This is a genomic window from Cyclonatronum sp. (assembly GCF_022565315.1).
In the GTDB taxonomy this organism is placed as follows: Bacteria; Bacteroidota; Rhodothermia; order Balneolales; family Cyclonatronaceae; genus Cyclonatronum.
The window spans coordinates 101,239-121,870 of sequence record NZ_JAIUMX010000002.1; the positions used below are offsets into that span (position 1 = coordinate 101,239).

15 protein-coding genes are annotated in these 20,632 nt (G+C 47.6%); 11 read left to right on the top strand and 4 right to left on the bottom strand.

Annotation, left to right across the window (positions count from 1 at the left end):
• Positions 1-2: 2 nt before the first annotated feature.
• The 3 genes from LAT75_RS01020 to greA form a co-directional block, all read right to left on the bottom strand.
• Entirely contained in the window at positions 3-449 is a 447-nt protein-coding gene (locus tag LAT75_RS01020) for an SxtJ family membrane protein (protein WP_291480751.1), read from the bottom strand.
• The gene (locus LAT75_RS01025) at positions 442-2,247 is read right to left on the bottom strand and encodes a carbamoyltransferase (RefSeq protein WP_291480752.1); all 1,806 of its coding nucleotides are present in this window, start codon (positions 2,245-2,247) and stop codon (positions 442-444) included. The genes LAT75_RS01020 and LAT75_RS01025 overlap by 8 nt, the downstream gene beginning before the upstream one ends.
• A 129-nt stretch (positions 2,248-2,376) precedes the next feature.
• On the bottom strand, positions 2,377-2,859 hold the full coding sequence (greA, locus tag LAT75_RS01030) for a transcription elongation factor GreA (RefSeq protein ID WP_363320495.1): 483 nt from the start codon (positions 2,857-2,859) through the stop codon (positions 2,377-2,379).
• A gap of 267 nt (positions 2,860-3,126) precedes the next feature.
• Here greA and LAT75_RS01035 point away from each other — a divergent pair, with 267 nt between their 5' ends.
• The 11 genes from LAT75_RS01035 (at position 3,127) to LAT75_RS01085 (ending at position 16,465) form a co-directional block, all read left to right on the top strand.
• A complete protein-coding gene (locus LAT75_RS01035) occupies positions 3,127-3,666 on the top strand; it encodes a TrmH family RNA methyltransferase (protein ID WP_291480754.1) in 540 nt (179 codons plus the stop codon).
• Positions 3,663-3,971 carry a hypothetical protein gene (locus LAT75_RS01040; RefSeq protein ID WP_291480755.1) on the top strand — a complete coding sequence of 103 codons (309 nt, stop codon included), beginning with the start codon at positions 3,663-3,665 and terminating at the stop codon, positions 3,969-3,971. The genes LAT75_RS01035 and LAT75_RS01040 overlap by 4 nt, the downstream gene beginning before the upstream one ends.
• A 35-nt stretch (positions 3,972-4,006) precedes the next feature.
• Positions 4,007-6,052 carry a methionine--tRNA ligase gene (gene metG / locus LAT75_RS01045; RefSeq protein WP_291480756.1) on the top strand — a complete coding sequence of 682 codons (2,046 nt, stop codon included), beginning with the start codon at positions 4,007-4,009 and terminating at the stop codon, positions 6,050-6,052.
• Complete coding sequence (locus tag LAT75_RS01050; RefSeq protein WP_291480757.1) at positions 6,040-8,130, top strand: alpha-amylase family glycosyl hydrolase; 2,091 nt, start codon at positions 6,040-6,042, stop codon at positions 8,128-8,130. Before metG ends, LAT75_RS01050 begins: the two co-directional genes overlap by 13 nt.
• A 143-nt stretch (positions 8,131-8,273) precedes the next feature.
• Entirely contained in the window at positions 8,274-9,635 is a 1,362-nt protein-coding gene (locus LAT75_RS01055) for a sodium-dependent transporter (protein WP_291480758.1), read from the top strand.
• Between the two features lie 205 nt (positions 9,636-9,840).
• Positions 9,841-10,413 carry an elongation factor P gene (gene efp / locus LAT75_RS01060; protein WP_291480759.1) on the top strand — a complete coding sequence of 191 codons (573 nt, stop codon included), beginning with the start codon at positions 9,841-9,843 and terminating at the stop codon, positions 10,411-10,413.
• Positions 10,414-10,436: 23 nt separating this feature from the next.
• Positions 10,437-10,922: an acetyl-CoA carboxylase biotin carboxyl carrier protein gene (gene accB, locus LAT75_RS01065; RefSeq protein ID WP_291480760.1), complete on the top strand. Its 486-nt coding sequence runs from the start codon at positions 10,437-10,439 to the stop codon at positions 10,920-10,922.
• A gap of 7 nt (positions 10,923-10,929) precedes the next feature.
• Positions 10,930-12,279: an acetyl-CoA carboxylase biotin carboxylase subunit gene (gene accC, locus LAT75_RS01070; protein WP_291480761.1), complete on the top strand. Its 1,350-nt coding sequence runs from the start codon at positions 10,930-10,932 to the stop codon at positions 12,277-12,279.
• Positions 12,280-12,291: 12 nt separating this feature from the next.
• The gene (gene gcvH / locus LAT75_RS01075) at positions 12,292-12,672 is read left to right on the top strand and encodes a glycine cleavage system protein GcvH (protein WP_291480762.1); all 381 of its coding nucleotides are present in this window, start codon (positions 12,292-12,294) and stop codon (positions 12,670-12,672) included.
• 135 nt (positions 12,673-12,807) lie between these two features.
• Entirely contained in the window at positions 12,808-14,358 is a 1,551-nt protein-coding gene (gene guaA / locus LAT75_RS01080; RefSeq protein WP_291480763.1) for a glutamine-hydrolyzing GMP synthase, read from the top strand.
• Entirely contained in the window at positions 14,315-16,465 is a 2,151-nt protein-coding gene (locus tag LAT75_RS01085) for a hypothetical protein (RefSeq protein WP_291480764.1), read from the top strand. The genes guaA and LAT75_RS01085 overlap by 44 nt, the downstream gene beginning before the upstream one ends.
• A 1,048-nt stretch (positions 16,466-17,513) precedes the next feature.
• Here the strand turns inward: LAT75_RS01085 and LAT75_RS01090 are convergent.
• Positions 17,514-20,264, bottom strand: a complete 2,751-nt coding sequence (locus LAT75_RS01090) for a T9SS type A sorting domain-containing protein (protein ID WP_291480765.1) — start codon at positions 20,262-20,264, stop codon at positions 17,514-17,516.
• Between the last annotated feature and the right edge of the window lie 368 nt (positions 20,265-20,632).

Below are 20,632 nucleotides of genomic sequence, written 5' to 3' on the forward strand. Positions count from 1 at the left end.
GCTTAGTACTGCTTCTCGTAAGATTGTGGCTCCCGTATGATCGGCTTCCGGTCAACCCAGTAACTTTCCATTCGGTCATCTGCATTCATTGAAAGCGGATCACCGTTTCTGAACTGACGGTAAAGGCCAATGGGTGTCATCACCAGAAAGTAAACCAGGCTAATGGTGATTTTGGTCGTAAATAAAGCCATGAGCAGGGCAAGCAGCATCCAGGTTTTGTAAACCCCGCGCATGGCATTTGGTTTAAGCATAGAAAAAACAAACAGCAGTAAACCGATAACGGAAAAAATGACTGCTGCATTGGTCACACTCCAGCCAGCAAACCAGCTGAGCACCAGCGGGATGAGTATTCCGGGCACGAAAAGCATCACCCAGCCAAAACCGCGTATTTTTTTGCGGCTCACCTCAATTTCGCTGAGCAGACCGCCGATAAACGATGGCTTAGTCAAGTACAAATTCCTCCTTCCAGTCGTCAGTTTCGGGTAGTTTTTCCTGATCTTTTTTGAGGAAAACAAGGGAACCCATCACAAGCCGGTCCATTTTGGTGCGCATAAAGCAGCGCCAGGCGTCTTCAGGGGTGCAAACGATGGGTTCGCCGCGCACATTAAAACTGGTATTGATTACAACCGGACACCCTGTTTTTCCCCAAAAAGAGCTAATAAGGGCGTGATAGCGCGGGTTCCATCGGCCGTTAACGGTCTGTATTCGGGCTGAGTTATCTACATGCGTAACTGCCGGGATATCCGAACGCAGCTCATAAAGTTTGTCGAAACCACGGGTTTCAGGTGCGGTTTTACGAAGGTGATTGGCAGCCACACCGGCAACGAGCAGCATATACGGGCTTTCCGTTTCGAGTTCAAACCAATCGGAAACCTGCTCCTGCAGCACGCTTGGCGCAAAGGGGCGAAAGCTTTCCCGGTACTTAATTTTCAGGTTCAGGGTTTTCTGCATCACTTCTGAACGCGGGTCTCCCAGAATGGAGCGGTTGCCGAGTGCCCGGGGCCCGAATTCCATCCTTCCCTGAAACCAACCTACAACTTCTCCGCAAGCCAGGGCTTCTGCTGTTGATTCAATGAGGTCCCGCTCCGGCATACGTCGGTATTTGCAGCCGTTTGCCTCGGCAAACATGCTGATTTCCTCATCAGAAAAAGCCGGACCAAGGTAGCTTCCCTGCATGGCATCTCCGGCCGGGGTGGGCCGCTGCTGTGCATAATAATGATAGTGTGCAACATAGGCAGCGCCAATAGCACCGCCGGCATCACCGGCAGCCGGCTGAATCCAGATGTCGTCAACTATTCCTGAGCGAAGCAATTTGCCGTTGCCCACACAATTAAGCGCAACCCCGCCTGCAAGGCAGAGGTTGCGGCTTCCGGAAAGTTCAACGGTATGTTTGGCCATTCGCAGCATAATTTCTTCGGTTACCACCTGTACAGAAGCGGCAAGATCCATTTCCCGCTTCCCTATTGCGGTTTCCGGCTTGCGGGCCGGTCCGCCGAACAGCTTTGCAAACTTTCGCGAGGTCATTTTGAGCCCGGCGCCATAATCAAAATAGGCCATATTCAGGCGAAAGGAGCCGTCGGGCCGCAAATCTATCAGCTCATCGTAAATCTGCTGCGCGTAAACAGGCTCGCCATAAGGTGCCAGGCCCATGAGTTTGTATTCGCCGGAATTTACCCGAAAACCTGTGAAGTAGGTGAAAGCGGAGTACAGCAGGCCGAGTGAATGCGGGAAGTTAAGTTCCTTCAGAAGCTTTACCCGGTTGCCTTCACCGCTGCCGATCGAGCTTGTTGCCCATTCACCCACGCCATCCATGGTGAGTACGCCGGCTTTGGTAAACGGTGAGGGGAAAAAGGCAGAAGCCGCATGCGACTCATGGTGCTCCGGAAACAAAAGCTTCCCCTCATAGCCAAGTTCCGTACGGATGCGATCGGAAATCCAGAGTTTTTCGCGTATCCAAAGCGGCAGGGATTTCCATGCGCTTAAAATACCACGGGGTACAAAGGCAAGGTAGGTTTCGAGAATACGCTCAAATTTAAGAAACGGTTTGTCGTAAAAAGCGATGGCATCTACCTCGTTTAGGGTGATGCGCGCCTCCCTCAAACAATACTTAATGGCATTTCGCGGAAATCCGGGGTCGTGTTTCCGCCGGGAAAAACGCTCTTCCTGTGCAGCTGCAATCAGCTCACCGTCGCGCAGTATAGCCGCAGCTGAATCATGATAATAACAGGAGATGCCGAGGATAATCATGAGATTAAATCAGTCCGTTTTTTTAAGGAAGCTGCCGGCACCCATGCGCGAAGCTCAGTGCAGCAGGCAGCAGGCCGTATTTCAGGATCAGCGCTAAGAACGGTTTCAGAAACCTGCCCGTAACGGATTTTAATTGTTCCGTTCGATAGAAAGGATTTCAAGTTCGAGCATGCCCGCCGGTACCTTCACCGTAACCACATCGCCCACTTCTTTACCGAGCAGCCCTTTTCCGATTGGCGAATCAACCGAAATTCTTCCGGTGTTGAAGTCTGCTTCCTGCGGAGACACCAGGGTATAGGTGTTTTTCTTGTTACTTTTTTTGTTAAGGATGCTCACCGTTGAAAGCACATACACCTTGGAAGCATCAATATTTCGCTCGTCTATCACGCGGGCGTTGGCGAGAGCGTGCTCAAGCTCCGCAATTTTCTTTTCGAGCAGCCCCTGCGCTTCTTTTGCGGCATCATATTCCGCATTCTCGCTCAGATCGCCTTTCGAGCGGGCTTCCTCAATATCGGAAGCTACCTGCCTGCGACCTTCTGTTTTGAGGGTACGCAGCTCGTCTTTTAATTTCTGAAAGCCTTCTTTTGATAAATGATTTACTTTCACAACTATGCCAAATAATTTATTGAGTAGATTGTTTTTACTTGATTTACTGTCGATACAAGCGGATTAGTGAGTGCACTAAAAAAACCACCCTGTCCTGTTTATGCGGAGGGCAGGGTGGTTTTTACAGAGCTGAAGCATGTGTACCTGAATCAGCTTTTCTGTTAACGACAGATAATAAAAAAATATCGGGCAACACAACAGCATGCCATTGTGAGACCCGACAGTTTTAAATATACGCTTTTTTTTGATATCAATTGGGTTTAACATTATACGATGAACCGCTATAAAAAAAGAACAACTCGCGAGATCCTCGCAGAAAACCTTGGCCGCACCCCTCCGGCTCAGCTCAGAAACGCTGCGGTATGGCTGCATAACATCCGCAGCATGTACAATGTGGGGGCAGCATTCCGCAGCTGCGACGCTTTCGGCTGCGGGCACCTTTATCTGTCGGGCTACACTCCGGTGCCCCCTCGGCCTGAAATCTCCAAGACGGCTCTTGGAGCTGATGAAACTGTGAGCTGGAGCTTTATCAAGGAACCGCTTGATTTTCTGACTACGGCAAAACAGGCTGGCAGCCACTTAGTTGGTATTGAACAAACAAAAGATTCCGGTATGCTAACCGATTTCAGGGCGGCACCCGGGCAGAAAGTCATTTTCTTTTTCGGCAACGAAGTTACCGGACTTGATGACGCGCTGCTCCCCCTTATGGATCAGTGCCTTGAAATCCCGCAATTTGGCCATAAGCATTCCCTCAATGTTTCTGTAACCATTGGTACCGTACTGTATCACATGCTTTTATCTTCAATAAAATGAAACCCTTGCAAGCCTGCCCGACGAGAGGCGGTTCAGGTTCTGATACCGATGGCCTGTTTGTTCTTTGGCAGAATTGGGTGTATTTTGTGCACTTGCCTTTCCTTATAATGGCCTGTTATTTACAAAATATTTTAACGCCTGCTTTGGACTTTACGCGACAACCATTTACCGGCAGAAACAACACTTTTCAGCCTGAGAGGATGCCAGGGTACAGCATCCCTTATTCTTTTGCAGAAGGAACGCCCCTTCATACCGTGCCTGCTTTTTTGATAAAGCAAGTGCAATCAAAGCTGCACGCACCCTAAACCCAGCCTTTCAGCCATTTCCCATTACACAATATATGTCAAAAAGAGTACTTGTTACCGCTGCACTGCCTTATGCAAACGGCCCGCTTCACCTGGGCCATATTGCGGGCGCCTATCTCCCCTCCGACCTTTACTGCCGCTACAAACGCCTTGCGGGCGATGAAGTTCTGTTCATCTGCGGCTCCGACGAACATGGTGTACCCATCACCATAGCAGCTGACAAAGAAGGCGTTTCCCCACAGGAAATTGTGGATCGCTACCACGGTATCAACAAAAAAGCGTTTGAAGATTTCGGCATCTCTTTCGATTACTACGGTCGTACAAGTTCGGCTACACACCGCGAAATTTCACAAAAGTTCTTCCGTACCCTTCACGAAAAGGGTGTCTTCATTAAGAAAACCGAGCAGCAGTATTATGATGTGAAAGCTGGTATGTTCCTGGCAGACCGCTACATAAAGGGCACCTGCCCCAAATGCGGGTATGAAGAAGCCTACGGCGATCAGTGCGAAAAGTGCGGTACTGCTCTTTCTCCAACCGAGCTGATTAACCCCAAGAGCATGCTTAGCGGCGAACAGCCCGAGATGCGGGAAACCGAGCACTGGTACATCCCCCTCGGAAATTATGAAAACTGGCTTAAGGAGTGGATCGGTAGTAAAACCGACTGGAAGCCCAACGTACTCGGGCAGTGTAACAGCTGGCTTGATGCCGGCCTGGGCGACCGCGCCGTAACCCGCGATCTCAAATGGGGCGTACCGGTTCCGCTCGAAGGGGCTGAAGGGAAAGTACTTTATGTTTGGTTTGATGCGCCCATCGGTTATATCTCCGCTTCGGTTGAGTGGGCGGCACAAATAGGAGACCCGGAAGGATGGAAGCTGTTCTGGCAGGATGATGAAACCGAGCTGGTGCACTTCATCGGAAAAGACAACATCGTTTTTCACTGCATTATTTTCCCGGTGATGCTTAAAACGCACGGAAAGTATGTGGTTCCCCAAAACGTGCCGGCCAACGAATACCTCAACCTTGAAGGCGGCAAGCTCAGCACCTCCCGCGGCTGGGCTGTATGGCTGCACGAGTACCTCGAAGCTTTCGAGCCCGACCTGCTGCGCTATGCTCTTGCCGCAACAATGCCCGAAACCAAAGATGCTGACTTTCAGTGGAAGGATTTCCAAAACCGCGTTAATAACGATCTGGCTGATGTTTTCGGCAACTTTGTTTTCCGCACATTTTCGTTCATAGGCCGCTTTTTTGACGGTAAAATGCCGCCGCTGCTGAACCCCTCCGAACAGGACCTTGCCATGCTGGAGGAAATCAAACAAAGCGGTGCCCGTATTGCAAAGGCTTACGAAAGTTTTAAGTTTAAGGAAGCAGCACTGCACACGATCAATCTTGCGCGGGCAGGCAACAAATACTTCACTGAAACAGAACCCTGGCACACCCGGAAAAGCAACATTGAAGCCTGCGGCAATACCCTGCACGTGAGCGCACAAATTGTGGCCGCGCTCTCCGTTTACTTTGAGCCCATACTGCCGGCTGCCTGCAAAAAACTCAAATCGGCCCTAAACATCACCTTCAACGGTATGCTGCTGTGGGAAGAAGTGAAACCCGACATGATAAGCGTAGGTCAGGAAATCACACCAATGGAGATTCTCTTTAAAAAAATTGAAGATGATGCCATTCAAAGTCAGGTTGCGCTGCTTGAAGCCAAGGCCGCAGCTAAAGCTGGTACCACAGTGAAGGAAGTTAGCTATGAAACCGAAAAGAAAGGCATCGCCTTCGGTGACTTCGAAAAACTCGACCTCCGCGCTGCTGAAATTCTGGCAGCCGAAAAGGTGCCCAAATCCAAAAAGCTACTCAAAATCAAAATAAACCTGGGCTATGAACAGCGCACCATTGTAAGCGGCATTGCTGAGTACTTCCAGCCCGAAGACATTATCGGCAAGCGTGTTGCCGTTGTAGCAAACCTCATCCCCCGTAAAATTATGGGTATTGAAAGCAAAGGAATGATTCTTATGGCACATGATGCAACCGACGGGCTCCGGTTTGTGGAAACAAAAGCCGGACCGGGCTCATGTATAAATTAGAAGCAGACTCCCGACACAGCGACATGCGCACCAGCAGTTCAGCAGAGGCACACGAACAGCTCCCGCTTTTACTAAAAGCACCTTACCGGCCCCGGCTGGGTTGTTATCCTACACGCACACACACCGAATTCCGGCTTTTTTGCCCGCGCGCCAAAGCCGTATATGTAGAAATTTTCGAAAGCTACGAACAGGAAAAAGGTACGCGCTATGCGATGAACCCCAACGGAAATGACATCTGGCAGATCACACTTGAGGGTAATTTTTTCGGCAAACTCTACGGTTACCGCATTCAGCCGCCATCTCAGGAATACTTCTACCGCTCGCGCGACACAAATTTCCTGATTGCAGATCCTTACAGCAAAGCAGTTGTTACCCGCAATCATTACCTGCAGCACCCCCGCACCCTTATCACGCAGGATGAGGCCTTTGATTGGGAAAACGATACTTTCGTATGCCCTGACGACATCCGTGACCTGGTAATTTATGAAGCCCACATCAAAGACCTTACCAGCCATGAAAGTGCGGATACCCAATGGCCCGGCACCTACAAAGGCTTTGCGGACCCCAACGCACGCGGCGGCATTAACCACCTCAAAAAAATGGGTGTTAACGCAGTTGAGCTGCTACCGCTGCACAAATTTGCCTATTTCGAGCCGCCTCACAACGAACCCATAGCCGACGGCATCATCAATACCTGGAATGTGTACGGCCGTAACTACTGGGGCTACATGACCTCCTTCTTTTTTGCCCCGGAAACCATTTTTGCGACAGACGGCAGTACCGAACCGGGGGCTGTTGTGGGCCGCACTCAAAAAGCCGCAAGAGAACTTAAAGAACTCGTTAAGGCACTGCACAAAAACGGCATTACCGTAATTCTGGACGTCGTTTTTAACCACGTTTCGCAGTACGACCTCAACCCGTTTAAACTGATCGACAAATCGTACTACTTCCGCCTTACGGAAGAGGGGCACTACCTCTCACACAGCGGCTGCGGCAATGATTTCAAAACAGAGGCACCCATGGCCCGGCAGCTGATTGTTGACTCGATTTTATACTGGATGAAAGAGTACCACATCGACGGCTTCCGGTTTGACCTCGCCAACCTCATCGACCGCGAAACCCTTCAGCTTATACGTCAGGAAGCCGAAAAAATAAACCCCAATGTAGTGCTGATTGCAGAACCCTGGGGCGGAGGTTACGACCCTGTAGGCTTTTCGAACATCGGCTGGCCATCTTGGAACGATCAAATCCGGAACGGAGTGAAAGGCTCTGACCCACAGAACAGCAAGGGATTTATCTTCGGGCACTGGCACTGGGAAAGTTCGCGGGAAGGGCTCGAAAATTTCCTTTCAGGTACCCTGCTGGGGCACAGCAACGGCAGGTACCACAGCAGCGAACACTGTGTGAACTACCTTGAATCGCACGACGGCTATACTTTGGGGGATTTCATCCGCATAGGTCTTGACCCTTCCAAAGCGGCTAAAAAACACAAACGCAACGAAATTACCCCCCTTAACCCAGCTGAACTTCGGACCGCAAAACTCGCTGCACTTTACCTGCTTGCTTCTCAGGGCGTGCCGCTGATACATGCGGGTCAGGAATGGGCAAGAACCAAGGTTGTAGAACCTGTACCGGGCATCAAAGACGGCTATGCGGGCCATCTCGACCATAACAGCTACGAAAAAGACAACGAAACCAACTACCTCGACTTTAATCACGCCAGGGTAAACAGAGAGCTGGTTTCATATTACAAAGGGCTGATCAGCCTGCGGCTAAAATCACCGGCACTCAGGAAATCGAAACCCGACGCGCTGATATTCTGGAACTATCACGACAGTCTTCACATCACCCTGCAAATTAAAGGTGAAGGCAGCGGCGACCCCTACGATTACATCGTCACCCTAAACGGAAACCCCCACGGCATGCACCGCATCCCGCTGCCACAGGGCGCCTGGGAAGTAGTGGTCTCCCCTGATATGGCTCATCACGAAGGCTTCGATGTAGCAGCCGAATATCTGAGTGTTGAATCAGGTTCCGGATACATCCTGCGCAAGAAGCGAACAGGCGAAAATAAATAAATTTATACAGGCTTTGATTTTTCTGCTTTTTTCAGCTTTTTTGGTAGCTTGCTTTCAGCAGCCCTGATATGCCTCTTGTTACTGAGGGATTTGCCGGGCTCTTGTGTGAAAACTAACTACTACTGAATCTAACTGAACAAACCTTGGCAACTATACAAACTTCCGGAAGAGGAACCTGGAACAGCAAACTGGGCTTTATCCTGGCTGCTGCCGGCTCCGCTGTTGGGCTTGGCAATATTTGGGGCTACCCTACACAGGTAGCAGATAACGGCGGGGCTGCATTTATTCTCGTTTATCTGATCTGCTGTTTTCTCATTGGCCTGCCCGTAATGATTGCTGAACTCACCATTGGCCGGCACACGCGTAAAAACCCTGTCGGGGCGTTTAAAAAGCTCGATAAGAGCGGATTCGGCGCCATCATCGGTTATTGGGGCGTTTTGTGCGGGGTGATGATTTTATCGTTCTACCTGGTTGTTTCCGGCTGGACACTGGCCTACGTTTTTGAAGAAATATTCAAATTTGCCGGTAATACCGGACTGGCCGGTTTTTTTGGTGATCTGACCAACGGGCCCAAGAACGCGATTTTCACCATCGTTTTCATGCTTTTCACCGTCGGGATCATTAACGGAGGGGTGAGTAACGGTATCGAACGTGCTACAAAAATACTGATGCCCTTCCTGCTGCTCATACTCATCTTAATGGCAGCCTACGTAATGACTCTGGAAGGCAGTGCCGAGGGTGTACGCCGCTACCTGCTGCCCGATTTCAGCCTCATCAGTCTTGACCTTACACTCTCTGCTCTTGGTCAGGCTTTCTTCTCCCTTTCCCTTGGTATGGGCGCGCTAATTACGTATGGCTCTTACCTCAAAAAAAATCAGAATATTGTGGAATCGGCAGTTCTTGTAACTGTTTTCGACATATTTATAGCCCTAATCGCAGGTCTGCTGATCATTCCTGCAATGTATGTTGCACTTAATCAGGGCATTCAGATTTTTGGAGACGACGGCAGCCTGCTTTCTTCTGCAACTCTTGTATTCACAGTGCTTCCGGAGCTATTTCAAAACATAGGCGGGTATTTCGGGCTTTTTATTTCAGTTTCCTTCTTTCTGCTGCTTGGTCTCGCTGCGCTCACATCAGCAATTTCGCTGCTGGAAGTGCCCGTAGCCTATGTGATTGATGAGCACAATGTTTCCCGCAAAAAAGCATCACTGCTCGTAGGTGCCGTTGTGCTGTTCTTTGGTATCATCATCTCCTTTGATATCGGGCTGATTGATGTTTTCGTAGCCATCTTTAATGAAATCGGCCTGCCACTGGGCGGACTAATGACCTGCCTTTTCCTTACCTGGATCTGGAAAACAGGTAACGCTATTGCCGAAATCGAAAACGGGTTCCCCGGGGCCGCCAACTCCAGGCGTCTTAAGGTTTGGGCCTTTTTCATCAGCTACATCTGTCCGGTACTTATCGGTATTGTGTTCGTAACTACCATCCTAAATATGATTAGGTGAGTTAGGCAAAAGAATGGTAAATTTAAAGGATACCTGATATTTACTTATATCAGACAGGCCTATTCAGGAAATACCATAATTTTATTGGGCTTAGCTAACGGGCACTTAGCCTTGCTTCCCAAACCTGAATCAGGAAAGACGATAGTTTAAAACGTCAGCCCTGAACAAGACCTGCTCTATAACTCCAACAATTTATATTTTATTTATGCCAAAAGTATCAACCGCTGATTTCAAAAACGGCATGACCATAATCGTGAATGATCAGCTCTACACCATTATTGAGTTTCAGCACGTGAAACCGGGCAAAGGCCCGGCATTTGTCCGCACCAAACTCAAGGGGGTTGAAACCGCAAAAATCATTGACAAAACATTCCGTTCCGGTGAAACCATGGAATCAGTGAGGATTGAGCGGCACCCGTATCAGTTCTTATATTTTGACGGCAGTTTATATCATTTCATGCACACACAAAGCTTCGAACAGGTAGCACTTGTGCCGGAAATAGTTGACCGGCCGGATTTCATGAAGGAAAGTCAGGAAGTAACGATCTGCATCAATGCCGAAGCCGGCAAAATTTTATTTACCGAAATGGCTGATCACGTCGTACTTAAGGTAGCCCAAACCGATCCTGGTGTAAAAGGAGATACGGCACAGGGAGGCTCCAAACCTGCTACACTTGAAACGGGTGCTGTAGTTCAGGTACCTCTGTTTATAAATGAAGGCGACCTGCTCAAAGTTGATACCCGTACCCGGTCTTATCTCGAAAGAGCAAAAAACTAACCATAAAAAAACGGACTCTTCTCATGGATTTAACAGTAATTGAAAAGCTCCTGAAGCTTATATCTGAAAGTGAACTCAACGAAGTTTCTATTGAGGAAGGCAACCTCAAGGTAAAAGTTAAAAAATATGCCGACCCTGTACCTGCACCTGTTGAGCAGGTTTATTATGCAGCACCGGCTGCGGGAGCTGCACCCGCTGCTGCTCCCGCACCGGCTGCAACGGCACCCGTTGCAGCTGACAAATCAGCTGAGGCATCTGCAGCAGGTAAAGGCGAAACCATCAAATCGCCTATTGTTGGTACCTTTTATGCGGCCCCTTCACCTCAGGACCCCGACTTTGTTAAAGCCGGTGATGTGGTGAAGAAAGGCGATGTGCTTTGCATTGTTGAAGCCATGAAAATCATGAATGAAATTGAAAGTGAGGTTTCCGGCAAAATCGTAAAAGTGCTCGTTTCCAACGCTCAGCCCGTAGAGTTCGATCAGCCGTTGTTCATTATCGAACCCAACTAAACTGCCGATGTTTAAAAAAATTCTTATTGCGAACCGGGGTGAAATTGCGCTTCGTGTAATTCGTACCTGCAAGGAAATGGGCATCAAAACTGTGGCCGTCTATTCCACAGCTGATGCTAACAGCCTTCATGTTCGTTTTGCTGATGAAGCCGTTTGCATCGGACCGCCAACTTCAAAAGACAGCTATCTGAAAATTCAGCGCATTATTGCTGCTGCTGCAATCACCAATGCCGAAGCCATACATCCGGGCTACGGCTTTCTTGCTGAAAATGCTGAGTTTTCAAGAATCTGCGAAGAGCATAATATCAAATTTATCGGGCCTTCCCCTGATATGATCACCGCTATGGGCGACAAATCGACCGCCAAGGCCAACATGATTAAATTTGGTGTTCCCGTTGTGCCAGGCAGTGACGGTAATATTTCTGACCTTAAAACCGCTGAAGCCATTGCTAAAGAAATCGGTTACCCGGTTATAATAAAGGCAACAGCAGGCGGTGGCGGCCGCGGCATGCGTATCGTGCTCGAACCCTCTGATTTTAAACGCAATTTTGATTCAGCACGTCAGGAAGCCGGTAGTGCGTTCGGCAATCCTGAAGTCTATATTGAAAAATATATTGAAGCCCCAAGGCACGTTGAAATTCAGGTACTCGGCGACCGGCACGGATACATCACCCACCTTGGTGAGCGCGATTGCTCGCTGCAGCGGCGCCATCAAAAAATCATGGAAGAATCCCCCTCTCCGGTTATGGAACCATGGCTCCGCGAGAAAATGGGTGATGCAGCCGTTAGAGCGGCCGAAACTGTAAATTATGAAGGTGCCGGCACAGTCGAATTTTTGGTCGACAAAAACCTGGATTTCTACTTCATGGAAATGAATACCCGTATTCAGGTTGAACACCCGGTAACGGAGGAAGTAACCAACGCTGACCTGATCAAAAATCAGATTGAGGTTGCATACGGCCTGCCACTTGCACACAAACCGCTCAAAATGCGCGGCCATGCTATTGAATGCCGTATCAATGCCGAAGACCCCGAGTTTAATTTCCGACCCTCAGCCGGCAAAATAACAACCTTCCACCTGCCCGGCGGGCACAGTGTTCGTGTTGATACCCACGCCTACTCGGGCTATGTTGTGCCCCCTTACTACGACTCCATGATTGCCAAGTTAATCGTAAGTGCCCCAACACGGCTGGAAGCGATCGCCCGCATGAAACGTGCCCTGGAAGAGTTTGTGGTTGAAGGGATCAAAACAACCATTCCGTATCACCTTCAGCTTATGGATCATCCTGCATTTTTGCGGGGTGAATTCACCACACACTTTCTGGAAAAAGAATTTAAATTTAATCCAAACCCTTAACAGGATACTCCAATGGGTTACCCGACTGACCTTAAATACACCAAAGAACATGAATGGGTGCGCAATAACGGCGACGGAACTGCAACTGTAGGTATCACCGAATTTGCGCAAAGTGAGCTTGGCGATATCGTTTTCGTTGAACTCAATGATACCGGCGAAACATACGATCAGGATGAGGTTTTTGGTACTATTGAAGCTGTTAAAACCGTATCTGATTTATTCATGCCTGTAAGTGGTGAAGTAGCCGAGCACAACGAAGCTCTGGCTGACAATCCCGAAATCGTTAATGAAGAACCATACGAGGGCGGCTGGCTCATCAAAATCCGCATGTCTGACGAATCTGAGTTAGACGACCTGATGGATGCTGATGCCTATCAGGAAATCATTGCCTGATTCCCTTTCCGGCATTACATGAACAACCAACTTCCGCAATCCTAAAATAACAACAAAACCCCGTATTATACGATGCGGGGTTTTGCTGTTCTGTGAAGGACTGTTACTCACTACCGCCTTACCTGCCCTTACCTGATGATAAGCACCCAACACCCCTGGATTCTGATTCTGGACTTCGGTTCGCAATACACCCAGCTTATTGCCCGTCGCCTGCGGGAAATTAATGTTTACTGTGAAATACATCCCTTTAACGCCGATCTGAGTTCCTTCAATAGCTTTCCTCCAAAAGGCATAGTGCTCTCCGGAGGGCCTATGAGCGTTAACGAGCAGGGAGCACCTCATCTCAATACTCATATTTTTTCATGGAATGTGCCCGTGCTGGGGATCTGCTACGGCTTGCAAATCATCTCACATACTGAGATGCCCGGTAGCGTAGCCCGTTCAGACAAACGTGAATTCGGTAGGGCTGAGTTGCTTATTGACGTACCTTGTAAGCTTTTTGAAGGCCTGCCACAGGCCTCTCAGGTATGGATGAGCCACGGTGATAAGCTCAACGATCTTCCTGAAGAGTTTGAAATTATTGCACATACCGTTAACGCGCCTATCGCAGCGGCGCGGCACAGCAGCAAGCCTGTGTATGGGGTACAATTTCATCCGGAAGTGGTGCACACCGAATTTGGGGCACTCCTGCTCACCAATTTTGCCCGCAATATCTGCGGCCTTGAAGGCGACTGGACACCGGTTTCATTCATTGAAGAAACTATTTCCAACATCCGAAGAATGGTTGGAAGTGACAAGGTAATTTGTGCGCTTTCCGGCGGTGTTGATTCCACCGTTACAGCGCGGTTGATTCACCAGGCTATCGGGGATCAGCTTCTTTGCGTTTTTGTAGATAACGGACTCCTCCGGAAAAACGAATTCGAAGAGGTGCTCGCCATGTACACAGATGTACTGAAACTCCCGGTGCGAGGTGTTAACTGCAAAGCAATGTTTATGGAACGGCTGGAAGGCGTGAGCGATCCGGAAAAGAAACGCAAAATTATCGGCAACACCTTTATAGATGTGTTTGATGCTGAGGTAGCTCATGACAGCAGCTTCACCTGGCTTGCTCAGGGCACACTTTACCCTGATGTAATCGAAAGCGTGAGCTTTAAAGGACCTTCAGCAACCATCAAATCTCATCATAATGTGGGTGGTCTGCCGGAAAAAATGAATCTCAGGCTTCTCGAGCCGATGCGAGAGCTTTTCAAAGATGAAGTTCGTGCTGTAGGCCGTACGCTCGGTATTCCTGAGTCATTTATTAACCGGCACCCTTTCCCGGGTCCCGGCCTGGGCATTCGGGTACTTGGCGCGCTGTCTGAGGAAAAACTCGATCTGCTGCGAGAGGCCGATGCTATTTTCATTCAGGGCCTGCGCGAAGCCGGCCTGTACGACAAAGTCTGGCAGGCCCTTGTAGTGCTGCTGCCCGTTCAGAGCGTTGGCGTAATGGGCGATGAGCGCACCTACGAGTTCACCGCTGCCCTAAGGGCAGTTACAAGCGTTGACGGCATGACAGCCGACTGGGCACAGCTTCCATGGGATTTCCTTTCTGCTGTTTCAAATCGTATTATTAATGAAGTAAAAGGGATAAACCGCGTTGTTTATGATGTTAGCTCAAAGCCACCTGCTACGATTGAATGGGAATAATCACCTTTTCCATACACATACCCACAATGGGTTTTTAATCATGCCGACTTTCAAAATTATACTCTTTATCCTCTTTCTGTTAAGCTGCACCCTGCCATCAGGCCTGCATGCGCAAACACACAGTACATTTGAGCAAGACCGTTTTGCTGACGGTTTGAGCCATTACAGAAACCTAAATTACGAAAGAGCTGCAGAAGCTTTCAGAGATGCACAGCTTTTGCCTGAATCCCGCCTGATGCTGGGAAATACCCTGTTTAAGCTTAATCAGATGGCTGAAGCAGAAGAAATACTGGAAAGCCTGCGATCAGATCAATTAGGTGAACTTTCGGAAGAGTCAGGTTATAGCCTCGCCCTTGTACATTTTGCAAATCGGCATATTGCACGCGGCCTGGAACTCCTTACAAGCCTTGAAACCACTTTTGACCCGCAATTGGCTGAAAGGGCCCGGGAAACGGCACTTATTTGGTCCGCTTTTCTGACTTTAAACCAACGCATTCAGGCGCTTGACCAAACTACGGATTACAAAACACAGCTTCTGCTTTTGGAAACCGGTATTGATATCCACCACCGGGATGAAGCAAGGCAGCTCATAACAAAAGCCCTTCAGCTTGGCATGAATCGTCAGGATACGAACGCCCTTCGTAACCGGCTTGATAACAGAATTGCGCGCAATACTTCAGGAAGAACTGTACAAAACGGCTTAACCGTTTTCGAAGTACCGGAAGGCTTTGTTTACCGGATCGCCGTAGTTTTACCGCAACAAAAAAGGGCTGACGATGCCTTTGCAGTAAGCAGAGCAATGTATAACGGTTTGCTTCTTGCTGTAAGCGAGTTCAACCGTTCAGAAACGGACACACAAATTGAGCTCCGTTTACTCGATAATGAAAATGCTACCCACGATTCGACCCTTGAAACAAGAAGTGACCGGTTTTATCGGAACATCTCAACTCAACTTGAGAACTGGCAGCCAGACCTTATTTTTGGGCCTTTATTCAGTGAAGAAGCAGCTATACTTGCGCGAATCGGTCGAACATTCGAAGTTCCGGTACTCGCTCCGCTTGCTAATTCTGAAGACATGACCAACAGAAACCCCTGGATATTCCAATTAAACCCAACTTTCCGTGAACGCGGCAGGTTGATGGCTGAAATTGCGATCCAATACCTGGGGCACCGTAAAATTTCAATCTTGGTTGATGCCAATTCCATTGGCGTTACTGAGGCCGAAGCCTTCCGGCAACGCGCGTTAGAACTTGGCGCTGAGATACCTTATTACATAAAAGAGGATTTTCAGTCACAGCGTTTTGATATGAGTCCGTACAGCCGACTTTTCACAAGTGATCCGCTACTGCTGAATCTGGATGAAGATGAGCTGGAAGATTTTTTAATGTCATGGACCCAAAGTGATGCACTGTTTATGCCTGTAACAGGCAATGCCGGGCGCACCATTATTGATCTTATGATGACACAGCTCATGGCTCTGAGAAGTAATGTACAGCTGATAGGTTCACAGGAGTTTGGCGGGATGAACCTTAATCAGCAGGCGGCCAGAAGATTTCGGATCGTTTATAGTGAGGTTTTTGATAAAGACCCATCAGACCAACGCTCAGACATTTTCATACAGGACTTTCGGAATGCATATGGTACTGCGCCCGATATGTTTGCAACAATAGGTTATGACAGCGGTATTTTTATTACTCAGGTTCTTGCACTGAGTGCAAATCCTGAGCAAATACGGCAGGCAATACAGCTCCATGAAGGTTACCGTGGAATAGGTAAACGTTTTGATTTCAGAAACAGTCAGATTAACAATGCGCTTATTCCGCAACAATTCGACAGAAACGGATTTGTGAGAATCAATCTCGCGCCAGAACCCATATATGATCCAACTGAACTGACACAGGCCTCCCGAAGAATAACAGAACTTTTGACAGACCTTCAGGATGAGTATGAACCGTCTGATCTGCTTCAAAGCTATTACAGATATGTGAGGCAAAACATACCGGCTCAAAATGAAAAAATGCACGAGCTTTTTCAACTACTCAGCCTCTTTGACCCCGCCGAAATCCCTTTTATGGTCAGAGGGTACAGACTCGAAGATTTTGAATAACTGATATTGCTATATCATATTACAAAATAGCTGTGTGAGCCGTAGACATTTCTACCGCTGCTCGCACAGATTGGTTTCAGGCAGACAAATTAAATAGCCAATCGCAACATACTTAATCAGATAACAGACTTTTCTATTTGCGCAAGAACAGTCTTACAGTCTGCGCTGTGTTTCCGGTTATCTCTACTACTGCGTATGTAGGTTTGCCGCGCAGGTTACGGGAGTATTCCACGATGAAGTGTTTAATTTCACTGATCTGATGTCCGTCAGTTTCAGGGAAAACGTTGCCAAACTTTTTCCGGAATTTAGCTATAAAAAATCCTGCGCTGCTCCTGAGATCCGTTTTAACTTCATTTCGCTTCAGGGGAAATGACCGTTTCATTCACATGGGAAGGTCTTACGCCCAACTTCGTGCCCGGTGTCTGCATAACCATCCATAATACCTCGCATACTACTCCGGGACAAACCACTTTTATTCAATAATCCTGCCTTCGCCTCATTTACATCCAGATGCCCGGTTCAGTCTTTGGGTTTCGTGTTGGCAGGCAACATGAAACCATCGGTAATAACTGATAAAGCTTCATCAAATTCCCAACAGACTTATTTCGACAAGAGCTGAAATTAAACAGCAGCTTAATTCAGATTCCGTCTTACAATAGACATTCTTAGCTCTCCAGTCTTAGGTTAGCGATACGAACCCCCAACTGTGTACTCTCAGCTACCTCGTTAGCTGCTATGCAGAGCACAAAAAAAAAGCAACATTCTAAAAGAATGTTGCTTTTTTGATTAGCAGATTTAATTAAAAATCCTGAGGTGGTGGTGTCGGACCTGTTGGAGGTGCCGGTGGACCACTTGGAGGAAGTGACATTAAAACACAAGATACTCTCGAGTCAAACTCAGTACACTTCAAAGATGGTTTTTCATATGTTTCTTTCATCATCTTATTTATTTATGGTATGAAATTATTAGAATGATTTGGTCAAACTTAGATTGATATTTAAGCATCTGCTACTATCAACCTTATTGAACCTTGGTTGATTGTGAACTTTTATTTAACCAAAGTCATCTTGCGTGTTAGTGTATGACCACCAGCCTGAAGTCTGTAAACATATACGCCGCTTGAAAGGTTTGAAGCATCGAAGTTTACAGTATAAGTTCCGGTTTGCTGGAATCCATCTTGCAGGGAAGCAACTCTTTGCCCCATAAGATTGAAAACATCCAAACGAACATCTGAAGGGCTACTCAGTGTATAGCGAATTGTGGTTGCCGGGTTAAACGGGTTTGGATAGTTCTGATCCAGGGAAACCTGCAATGGTGCTTCAATACCTTCACCAATGCTCACAGGGCTTCCTGCTACTACATTAAGTAAAAAGCGTGATTCCGAAACGGATGCAATTACTGCTTGTGGTGTAAGCGTCCATTCAACAGATGGCTCATCTGAAGTACTTTGCGCAACATCAATCTGTACAACTGCACTTTGATTGTCACGTAAATCAATTACTTCACCGGTGTAAGTATCCGTGATTGAGAACTGCCAGTCTGAAGGAAACTCAGAAAGACCGCTCCAGCTTATTTCAAATTCACCTGACTGTTCGAACCAGCCATTGTTGCTGAATTCAAGGTTTCTGAGTACAAGCGGAAGTGTGTATGTACCTTCTGCGGAAGTTACATTATACATTCTGTTCAGTGCACCATCCTGATCCAGTACCGCAAACTCTACGTAAGGAATACCATCCATTGGGGCAAGTGCCAAACCGTTGGAGGTTTCGAACTCACTGAATACAACCATTGCATTACGCTCACGCTCCTGTCCGACAAGCTTTGCATTCAATCCCAGAGAAATAACTGATTCTGATGGATTGCGGGTAAGCAGGTTAGAGTTACGATCTGGTCTTTGAGCTGATGCAGGAACCGTCATTTGAGTTGCTCCGCTTCTTTCAGTTCTGATGAAGAAACCCTGAAACGGTGCAATACGGCCGTCAAGTACAACATCGCCAGTGTTGGTGTCGCCGTTCCAGATACGGTAACCAGGCTCGCTTACTCTTGGGTCATAAACATAAACCACAGGATCAATGTCAGTAGAGTTAGCACCGAAAACATCCTGCCAGTTAATCGGGAAAATGAAGCTGTTGGAAGCTAACGACCATCCGTTTCTTTGTGGATGGATTGCAGCCTGATAATTATCAGTAACCATGCTTCCTTCAACCAGAATATTCTTGGGGAATCCCTGCTCATCAACAGGCTGACCGTCAAAATCAGCACTGAAAACATAAACTGCAAAACCGGTACCCGTTGGAATAGCGCTGTCCATGTCAGGAAGTGCTATCCAATCGTTTATTGTTAGGTCGTAAGCAAAGATATTAGGATTTGCAGAAGCTGGGTTGTTCGAGCCTGGCACACCCTGTGTCCAGATAGATCCAAGCAGCGTACTGTAATTTACATCACTCAGTGAACTACCTAAATGTCTCCATCCTTCTACGTTAGACGCATTCCCGATTTGAGGGCCTGCAAATACAGTCCGGCTCACACCGTTTAGGAAAGGCATTGATGTTAATCTGCTTATCCGCCAGGTATCTGTGAAATCCCACCCTGCATTGGTAAATGTAGATCTGGTTTTCATCTGCTGAGTAGTTCTTGCCTCACCTACATCTACGCCACGGCTGTTCAAACCTGACACATCGCTGTTCCAGAATGAACCCTGAACTGCTCCGATAGGCAAGGTTCCTGAGAAAGATCCGACAAGTCCTCCTGTGCGGTCTACACGGATACTTGTATCAAAATCCATTACCACAGATGCATAGCTCTTAATAATTTGTGCACCATCCATACGACCTACCAAACCACCAACGCTTAGACTATTTGATGCTCTGTCAAGTACAGTAATGGTTCCTGTAGCATAGCTGTTTCTTATTTCAGTAGCAGTTTCTCTAATTGCGCCAAGTAAACCGCCTACACCATTCTCGATGGCTGCAGTTGAGTTTTCAACAATAATATTTGCTGAACTGTAGCTGTTCACAATGGAAGTAATCTGCTGCATGACACCAACCAAACCGCCCGCATTACCATTACTACCGGAACGAACAATAACTGTTCCGTCAGAGTAGCTGTTTCTGATTTGCGAAGAGTTTTCCATGATACCGATCACACCTCCGACACGATCAATACCTGATACAGTAGCTGAACTTGAGTTACCGTCAAAAACAGGAGACCCGCCGCCAAACCGTCCGACAATACCGCCCACGCGAATATCTCCAACGATTTGACCGCTTTCGACATGGTTGTTGCGAAGCAAAGTTCCAACACGGGCGCGACCAACTATTGCAGCTACCCCGATCGTATTTGAAGCTGAAATGTCAACTTCAGCCATCGTAAGATTTTCAATTGTTGCGTTTTGCGTTACTCCGAACAGAGCAAAATGGTCATTTAGCAACGATAATGCGCTCACATCGATCTTCAGACCACTTATTGTAAAACCATTGCCATTGAACACTCCCTCAAACGGAGGCAGGGCCAATGATGGACCGCCAATCGGCAGCCAACCGGCACCGTCTCTGTAAAAAAGTCCGCCAACTTGAAAATCGGCTGCATCGAATACAATATCATTGTTAAGCACAAAATGAGATGTGAGGTTGTTTCTCACAGCATCTAACTGCTCTTTAGTCTCTATCTGAAACGGTGAAGCCGCAGAGCCATCGCCGTCTGCAAACTGAGCTATCGCAATTGCTGGAGTAATCATCAGCAAAGCGAATAACCCAATCACAACTGACTTTATAGTAGTCTTGTAGGTATTTGCCATCATATTTGTCTGTTTTTTGTTTGTTTGTGGACCCGTACTTATATGGTTTTGGCCTGTTTGAGTGCTGTTGTTTACAGCATTCACCCGTATTTCAGCCAAACTATACACAGCCGTAAAAGTATAAAAACAATTCATCTTAAGCAACTAACTGCTATACTTTTCTTTTGAATCAGAATCAGCTTTGTTTAAGTCAAATTACCCTCCAATTAATCAGCATTCATAAGTCCGGTCACCTTAATTTTGGCTAATTAATGAGTTCTTTTAATTTTTTACCTAATCTGTTGGCAGTCTTTCATTTAAGAAGCACGTTAACCCTGCTGCCTGCATTCGGTCGCTGTAAAACCGTGCAAGTCGTCTCACCGCTTTTAGAT